Below are 6,939 nucleotides of genomic sequence, written 5' to 3'. Positions count from 1 at the left end.
CGAACTGGACGATCCCGATTTTAGGTAAATACACAAACACGATCTGAATGAGCTTTGATCCGGTTGAGGCGCCATACACACCAAATTACGAATACCCATTTTTTCTAAGGCAAGCAAAGGAAGTTTTTGGATCAAACTGTGACAATCAAGGCAACACTGCCATGGTGGGCCTTCCCAGAAGATGTGCAGACTCCTTAGCGTACTCTGCACTCCGAATTCTGAGACGACCACTACCAACACCACAAATTTGCCAAAGAGACAACGCACTGGACAGAACGTCCAATGTTGATAACAAATCCAGTCCGACGTTACGTTCAGGCACTCAGCCTGTTTCAGGCTCGGGTGTGGGAGGTTCTCAGAACTATTGGAGTGAATATGAGGGTTTTACTCATGTTTCCTGATACCAGCGCTGGGCAAGTTGATTAAGGCCCTTCAGAACCAAACCCAACTCCCTGCCCTTTTCGGTGAGCCCATAGCTTACCTCGGGCGGGATGGTAGCGCGATACTCGCGAAAGATGATTCCAGCGCTTTCCAGACTGCGCAGGCGCTCTGTGAGGACGCGCGAAGAAATGCCAGGAATTGACTTTTTCAGAGCCCCAAAGCGCATTACCCCCTGGCTTTCCAGAACCCAGAGGAGATAGGTAGTCCAGGGACCCATGATGAGTCGGAGGAGTCGATCCATGGGACAGGATGTTTCGGGGGAACGTTGGCTCATTGGTTACTCGTTAGTACCTACTTTACAAAAGAAGATTACCCCTATTCTAATACCGATGTCGATCAAGTTCGCCCACAAGGAGTTTCCCGAATGAGCAAGATACTGGTTCTGTACCATAGCGTGTGGGGTCATATAGAAGAGATGGCCAGAGCGGAAGCGGAAGGAGCACGTTCCGTAGCCGGTACTACCGTGGATATCAAGCGGGTACCGGAGAGTATGTCGCCGGAAATCCTGGCTCAAATCCACGCCAAGACCCAGCAGACAGCCCCGGAGGCTCATCCCGACGAGCTTGCGGAGTACGACGCCATCATCTTTGGCACCCCCACCCGTTTCGGCAACATGAGCGGCCAGATGCGCAATTTTCTCGACCGCACCGGCAATCTTTGGCAAAAAGGTGCCTTGGTCGGTAAGGTCGGCAGCGTGTTCGTGAGCACCGCAACGCAGCATGGCGGCCAGGAGACCACCATCACGTCTTTCCACACCTTTTTGTTTCATCAGGGAATGATCGTAGTTGGCGTGCCCTACAGCTGCCAAGGGCTCGTCAACATGGACGAAATCAGTGGCGGCACGCCCTATGGTGCCAGCACTCTGGCCAACGGTGACGGCAGTCGGATGCCCTCTGCCAATGAACTTGCCATTGCTCGCTTTCAAGGTAAGCACGTGGCAGAAATTACCCAAAAACTCATTACTGGAAACTAGGAGCTTCTCATGCGTAACAGAATCCCACAAAGCGTCCTGCTTGCCGCCGGACTATGTCTTGCCAGTCCGGTGTTTGCCGCTACTATGACCTATACCCCCCTCTCTGGAAACCCGAGTGGGACCTATCGCATCGATCCGCAGCATACCAATGTCTTTTTCACCATTGGTCACGTCGGCATTGGTCAGTTCACTGGTCGCTTTGACAACATCAGTGGCACCTACACCTTTAACGCCCAAAATCCTGCCCAGGACAAGGTAGATATCACCATCCCTGCCGCGAGCATCAACACCGACTTCGCCTTGCGCGATCAACATTTGCGCAGCAAGGAGTTCTTCGATGTCAAACGCTATCCCAACATCACCTTTGTCAGCAGCAAATACGTCCCGAACGGCCCCAAAAAGGGGGAGCTATACGGCAATTTGACCCTGCATGGGGTAACGAAGCCAGTAGTCTTCCAGGTCCAGGAGATTGGGGCAGGCAACGTTCCCTACCTTCCCAAACCTTGGGGTGGATACCTTTCGGGATTCGTCGCCACCACCGTCATTCATCGCTCCGACTTTGGGATGGATGCCTACCTGCCTGAGGGACTATCCAACGCGATAGCCGTCAAAGTCGAGGTCGAGGGCGTCAAAAAGAAGTAACCGCGCAGGGTCCAGAAGGCGCTGCGGACAAGAACCTAGAGCAATGCGAATTTCCTTTTGCCCTGTGGATACTGGCCATGGTGCGGGATCTGATCACCCACCGTTTCGGCCGGGACGTGTCCCTGATGACCGTCCGGAAAAGTTCCTGCGAAGCTTGGGATTCAGTGTGCAGAAGCCGGCCTACCGTGCTTGGCAGCAGGATCAGGATGCTGCCTTGGTAGCACGTTGGGAGTCGGAAGCCATGCACGACAACCCCAGCACTTCGCTGCCAATCGCCAAGCTAGGAGGTGGATTGCCATGAAATTGTATTACAGCCCCGGCGCATGTTCCCTTTCTCCCCATATCATTCTCAACGAAGGGGGATTCCGCTTCGACAAGGAACGGGTGGACCTCGCCACCAAGAAAACGGAAACCGGCGCTGACTATACCGCCATCAATTCCGACGGCTACGTGCCTGCCCTGCTGCTCGACGACGGTCAAGTGCTCACCGAGGGGCCGGCCATTATTCAATACCTTGCTGATCGCGTGCCCGAAAAGAATCTGGTTCCGCCTCCGAACACGCTGGAGCGCTATCGGCTCATGCAATGGCTCAATTTTATCTCTACGGAACTGCACAAGGGGTTTTCTCCCTTATTCAACCCGCAGGTGCCCGAGGAATGGAAGGCGGTGGCCGCTGCCCAACTCGGGCGGCGCCTGAACACCGTCAGCAGGCAACTGGAGGGCAAGGATTGGTTGTTGGGCGAGGACTTTACAGTGGCTGACGCCTATCTCTTTACGGTATTGGGTTGGTGTCGGCATGTGGGCATTGAACTGGAACAATGGCCGCTACTCAAGGCCTATCAGGAGCGGGTATTCATGCGGCCAGCTGTACAATCGGCCCTGCAGGCGGAAGGACTTCTTCGGGATTCCTGAGATCGTATGGTCCCGTTTGAATTTCCCAATGCTTCCCGATGCTCGGAGGAAAGAATATGGGTTCATCTTTTGAGGATGTGAAAGGCGCCGCAAATCAGCCTAGGGGCAGACGCCGCCCCATTCAAGTGCAGTTGACGGCCGCTGCGGAGCGTGCCTTGACGATGCATCCCACCCCACTGCTGGTAGAACTGGAGTTACTTTTTAGCTGCCTGATCCGTAAGCGCGTGCGCTTTCCCGATACCCCCCATGCTGAAGCCATTCCGGTGCCCGGAACGGACCCACGCCTGATCCTGTATTTCTATCCAGTAGGTACCAAGGTTTGCGCCATTGGCGATGCCGATGTGGCGGATCTGCTGACTTTTCCTATCCGCCGCGTGACGCCCTTCATTCCTCGTGCTGTGACCTTGGACTATCGGAAGGGCCATTGGGTGGGAGACTTTTTTTATCCTCGGGAATTACTGTGAAAGAAATTGGTAGAGCGGGCAGGAAGAGCCCCAGACCAGCCCCTTTCGATCGTTTTGGCACGACCGCAGGCACAGCCCTGTCAGAGGTTGGGCTTGACAACGGACGAGTCCAAGCAATAGTTTAATAATTTCGAAAGTAACGAAACAGGTGCTCCATGTTTTTTCAACAGCGCGGTGGTGCCGATGGCACGCAGTCGTATTTCTATGGTTGTGGCGGTAAGGGATTTGCAGTGGCGGTCGATGTCGTCGCTGGCGACGAGGATTGGTTTCTGCAACAGGCAGAGCAAAAAGGGGTGCGCATCTCCTATGTCATCGACACCCATCTCCATGCCGACCATCTCTCCGGCGGGCGGCAGTTGGCACAGGAAGTCGGGGCGCCTTACTGTCTGCACGAGAGCGATCAGGATCTGGCTAACTTTCCGATCCGCGCTCTACACGATGGTGAAGTGTTGGAAACCGGGAATGTCCAGACCAAAATTCTGCACACTCCGGGGCACACGCGGGACAGTATCTGTCTGTTGGTGACCGACCAGCGGCGCGGCCCCGAGCCCTGGTTTTTGTTGACGGGAGACACTCTTTTCGTCGGTGCGGTTGGACGTCCAGACCTAGGCGGGACGCCGGAAGAAATGGCGGCCCTGCTCTATGAGAGCCTGCAGAATAAAATCCTTCCCTTGGCGGACACCATCGAAATCTATCCCGGACACGCGGCAGGGAGTGTCTGTGGTGCGGGGTTGTCGGGCAAGGCCAGCTCTACCCTGGCCTTCGAGAAGCGCTGGGACCCCTATTTGCAGATGGATCGCGCAAACTTTGTGCGCGAGCTCGTGGCCACCGTCCCGCCACGGCCCGCCCAGATGGAGCAGATCGTGGCGGCTAATCTCGGGCGTGCGGCATGAGTACAGGAACCGTGCGTTTTGCCCTCTTTGCCGAGGTATTCGCCGCCCTTGCGCATCCCAAGCGCCTGGAAATCATCCACCTTTTGGGAATGAAACAATATAGTGCCGGAGAGTTGGCAGAACGAACCGGCCTCGCCAAGGCGAACCTCTCCCAGCACCTCAATGTCCTCAAGGCGCGGGGTCTGGTCCACTGTGAAAAATGCGGCACCTTCTGTCATTACCGTTTGACGAGTCCCAAGGTGCTGGAGACTTGTCAGATCGTGCGCGGCTTGATTCTGGAACAAATGGAACTCACCACGCAGCAACGCGCGGAACTGGTGCAGCTCCCGCAAAAAGATTCTGCATGAGCGCCATGCCACCTGTGGCCAAAGCGCGGTATCCGCAGGGTATCGCGCAGAACTCGCAACAATTCGCCCTGCAGACGGCGCAGGTGTTTTTCGTCGGCCTCCTCATTGGCATGGAACGCAATGTCTTGCCGACCATGCGGGAGGATTTTGGACTCAGCAGTCACGCCTTTCTCTTTCTCGCCAGTTTTGTGGTCTCCTTCGGCTTGGTGAAAGGCATCCTCAATTTTGTTGCCGGCGATCTCTCCGATCGGATGGGCCGAAAACGGGTATTGTTTTGGGGTTGGCTGGCCGGTATACCCATTCCTCTGCTGATTTTCTTTGCCCCGAACTGGTGGTGGATCATTGCCGCCAATGTTTTTTTAGGTGTTAATCAAGCCCTTACCTGGACGATGACGGTGACCAGCCAGATCGACTTGGCCGGCAGCCGCCAACGCGGGTTGGCGGTGGGCATCAACGAAGCCATGGGGTATATCGCCGTAGGCCTTGCCGGTTTGGGCACCGGTTATCTGGCGGTACTCTATGGCCCCCGCTGGGCGATTCTCGGCTTTGCATTGCTGGTGATTGCCTTGGCTTTGCTGACGCTGATTTGGGTGCGTGATACCCTGCCCTGGGCCCAGGCCGAACATCAGGAACAGAACGGCTCCGGTCCACTCCATCCTGATTCGGCCAGAACCCAGCTGGAAAGCCGATGGCAGAGCTTTGTCCGGGTCTCGTTTCGTGATCATACCTATCGCGCGCTCTGCCAGGGTGGGGTGGCCAACAAGGTGGCAGACACTCTGGTCTGGGTGATGCTGCCGGTGTACTTTCGCTTTCATGGGGAGGGGGTTGTCCAGATTGGGTGGATTACGGGTAGCTACGCCATGGTTTGGGGCCTATGCCAGTTTTGGACGGGGCATCTTGCCGATCGTGTGGGACGCAAAGTGCCCATATTGTCTGGGTTCTTTCTTTTGACCTTGGGGCTCGTGGGGATTGCCTTGGTCCATCACTTTGCCGCCTGGATGCTTGCCGCCGCCGTCATGGGGCTGGGTATGGCGTTACTCTATCCCAACTTGATTGCGGCCATGGCAGATGTAGCACCCGCGGCAGTGCGGGGCAAGACGTTGGGGATCTATCGCTATTGGCGGGATACGGGATACGCCATCGGTGGACTGCTTTTGGGTGGCGCAGCACAGTGGGCCGATGCTGCCTTACCGACGATCTGGCTGACGGCGGGCGTCACCGCTGTTTCCGCAATCTGGATCGCCCTAGCGGTGGAGGAAACGCATCCCATTTCCTGTCGTCAAGGAGCTGGAGAATGATTACCGCACTTATCGTACTACACAGCAGTATCGCCGAAGAAAATCCGCGGGCAGACACGGCCATTCGCCTCGCCGGGGCCATGTTGGCGGAGGATAAGGCTGTACGCCTGTTTCTAGTCGGCGATGGAGTAACATTACTGGGCACCGACAACGTTGGTGGAGGGGTCCCTACGCTAGGGCTTTTTCGGGAGTTGCTGGACTTGGGGCTGGAAGTGCAATGTTGTGGAAGCTCGCTCAAGAGGCACGGCATATCCGTATTGCCCTCAGGCGTGCAGTCTGGCTCCATGAAAAGCTTGTCGGCGTGGATTAGTGCGGCCGATGAGTTGGCATATTTCTAGCCTGCCTGCGAGCGCTTGCGGGGGGATTTCATCCTTCCCAACTCTGAATCGTTCAAGGCGGCAAAGAGTGGGCGTCGGGTGTGGTTGCGAAGGCATGCAAAGGAAGAATATCCATGAAGAGCATCATAGTATTGCTAACGGTGGTCGGGATGTTGGGATTGGGTAGTGCGCTGGCCGGCACGGAGAGCGTGCTGACGGCGCAAGCCCTCTGGCAAGAGATTCAGATTCTTCAGCAAAACCACGCCATCATACCAGAAAGCCGACCATTCCAAGTGGGTTCCCGCACAGTAGATGCCTTTACCACTGATCTCGCCAATGCCGCCGCAGTGCAATCCATTGTCCAGGCGGGTAGCATCATCCACGTCTCCCGATATGCAGATCATAGTCTTCTGGTCAAAGAGAATTACGGGATGGACAAGCAGGTAACCGGCGTGACAGCGATGCTGAAGCTTTCCGGGTACGATGCAGGGGATCGAAACTGGGTGATGGCGGCCTATTTCCCCAAGCAGGAGATGACCCCGGCCTATGCGGCTCTCATTCAGAAACATCCCGAGGTGGTGGTCAAATGAGCGCGGTCACTTTGCAATCGATCATCACCTGCCCAGTGTGCGGGCACCCCGAGATAGAAACC

Annotated in this window: 11 protein-coding genes; 10 read left to right on the top strand and 1 reads right to left on the bottom strand. The window is 56.0% G+C overall.

Annotated elements, in window-relative coordinates; translation table 11 throughout:
* Positions 1-388: 388 nt before the first annotated feature.
* Positions 389-715 carry a winged helix-turn-helix transcriptional regulator gene (locus AC2VNM_RS04930; RefSeq protein WP_483165011.1) on the bottom strand — a complete coding sequence of 109 codons (327 nt, stop codon included), beginning with the start codon at positions 713-715 and terminating at the stop codon, positions 389-391.
* Positions 716-805: 90 nt separating this feature from the next.
* Here AC2VNM_RS04930 and wrbA point away from each other — a divergent pair, with 90 nt between their 5' ends.
* From wrbA to AC2VNM_RS04880, 10 genes are all read left to right on the top strand, one after another.
* Complete coding sequence (gene wrbA, locus AC2VNM_RS04925; protein ID WP_483165012.1) at positions 806-1,414, top strand: NAD(P)H:quinone oxidoreductase; 609 nt, start codon at positions 806-808, stop codon at positions 1,412-1,414.
* Positions 1,415-1,423: 9 nt separating this feature from the next.
* Positions 1,424-2,056 carry a YceI family protein gene (locus AC2VNM_RS04920; protein WP_483165013.1) on the top strand — a complete coding sequence of 211 codons (633 nt, stop codon included), beginning with the start codon at positions 1,424-1,426 and terminating at the stop codon, positions 2,054-2,056.
* 43 nt (positions 2,057-2,099) lie between these two features.
* Positions 2,100-2,357: a winged helix-turn-helix domain-containing protein gene (locus AC2VNM_RS04915; RefSeq protein WP_483165014.1), complete on the top strand. Its 258-nt coding sequence runs from the start codon at positions 2,100-2,102 to the stop codon at positions 2,355-2,357.
* Entirely contained in the window at positions 2,354-2,968 is a 615-nt protein-coding gene (gene gstA / locus AC2VNM_RS04910) for a glutathione transferase GstA (protein WP_483165015.1), read from the top strand. Before AC2VNM_RS04915 ends, gstA begins: the two co-directional genes overlap by 4 nt.
* Positions 2,969-3,123: 155 nt before the next feature.
* On the top strand, positions 3,124-3,432 hold the full coding sequence (locus AC2VNM_RS04905) for a hypothetical protein (RefSeq protein WP_483165016.1): 309 nt from the start codon (positions 3,124-3,126) through the stop codon (positions 3,430-3,432).
* 155 nt (positions 3,433-3,587) lie between these two features.
* Entirely contained in the window at positions 3,588-4,325 is a 738-nt protein-coding gene (locus AC2VNM_RS04900) for an MBL fold metallo-hydrolase (RefSeq protein ID WP_483165017.1), read from the top strand.
* Positions 4,322-4,672, top strand: a complete 351-nt coding sequence (locus AC2VNM_RS04895; RefSeq protein WP_215873274.1) for an ArsR/SmtB family transcription factor — start codon at positions 4,322-4,324, stop codon at positions 4,670-4,672. The genes AC2VNM_RS04900 and AC2VNM_RS04895 overlap by 4 nt, the downstream gene beginning before the upstream one ends.
* 5 nt (positions 4,673-4,677) lie before the next feature.
* Complete coding sequence (locus AC2VNM_RS04890; RefSeq protein WP_483165116.1) at positions 4,678-5,970, top strand: MFS transporter; 1,293 nt, start codon at positions 4,678-4,680, stop codon at positions 5,968-5,970.
* Entirely contained in the window at positions 5,967-6,308 is a 342-nt protein-coding gene (locus tag AC2VNM_RS04885; protein ID WP_483165018.1) for a DsrE family protein, read from the top strand. The genes AC2VNM_RS04890 and AC2VNM_RS04885 overlap by 4 nt, the downstream gene beginning before the upstream one ends.
* A 113-nt stretch (positions 6,309-6,421) precedes the next feature.
* On the top strand, positions 6,422-6,877 hold the full coding sequence (locus tag AC2VNM_RS04880) for a cytochrome P460 family protein (RefSeq protein WP_483165019.1): 456 nt from the start codon (positions 6,422-6,424) through the stop codon (positions 6,875-6,877).
* Positions 6,878-6,939 lie beyond the last annotated feature (62 nt).

This window comes from Acidithiobacillus sp. TH-A67, assembly GCF_057473545.1.
Note: the sequence above shows the minus strand (reverse complement) of the source record. Positions and strands in the feature narration are given on the sequence as shown.

What these genes read in the sequence shown, in the direction of transcription:
- gstA (WP_483165015.1), top strand. Translation starts at nt 2,354, where the DNA reads ATGAAATTGTATTACAGCCCCGGCGCATGTTCCCTTTCTCCCCATATC.
- wrbA (WP_483165012.1), top strand. Translation starts at nt 806, where the DNA reads ATGAGCAAGATACTGGTTCTGTACCATAGCGTGTGGGGTCATATAGAA.
- AC2VNM_RS04885 (WP_483165018.1), top strand. Translation starts at nt 5,967, where the DNA reads ATGATTACCGCACTTATCGTACTACACAGCAGTATCGCCGAAGAAAAT.
- AC2VNM_RS04920 (WP_483165013.1), top strand. Translation starts at nt 1,424, where the DNA reads ATGCGTAACAGAATCCCACAAAGCGTCCTGCTTGCCGCCGGACTATGT.
- AC2VNM_RS04930 (WP_483165011.1), bottom strand. Translation starts at nt 715, where the DNA reads ATGAGCCAACGTTCCCCCGAAACATCCTGTCCCATGGATCGACTCCTC.
- AC2VNM_RS04915 (WP_483165014.1), top strand. Translation starts at nt 2,100, where the DNA reads ATGCGAATTTCCTTTTGCCCTGTGGATACTGGCCATGGTGCGGGATCT.
- AC2VNM_RS04880 (WP_483165019.1), top strand. Translation starts at nt 6,422, where the DNA reads ATGAAGAGCATCATAGTATTGCTAACGGTGGTCGGGATGTTGGGATTG.
- AC2VNM_RS04900 (WP_483165017.1), top strand. Translation starts at nt 3,588, where the DNA reads ATGTTTTTTCAACAGCGCGGTGGTGCCGATGGCACGCAGTCGTATTTC.
- AC2VNM_RS04895 (WP_215873274.1), top strand. Translation starts at nt 4,322, where the DNA reads ATGAGTACAGGAACCGTGCGTTTTGCCCTCTTTGCCGAGGTATTCGCC.
- AC2VNM_RS04890 (WP_483165116.1), top strand. Translation starts at nt 4,678, where the DNA reads ATGCCACCTGTGGCCAAAGCGCGGTATCCGCAGGGTATCGCGCAGAAC.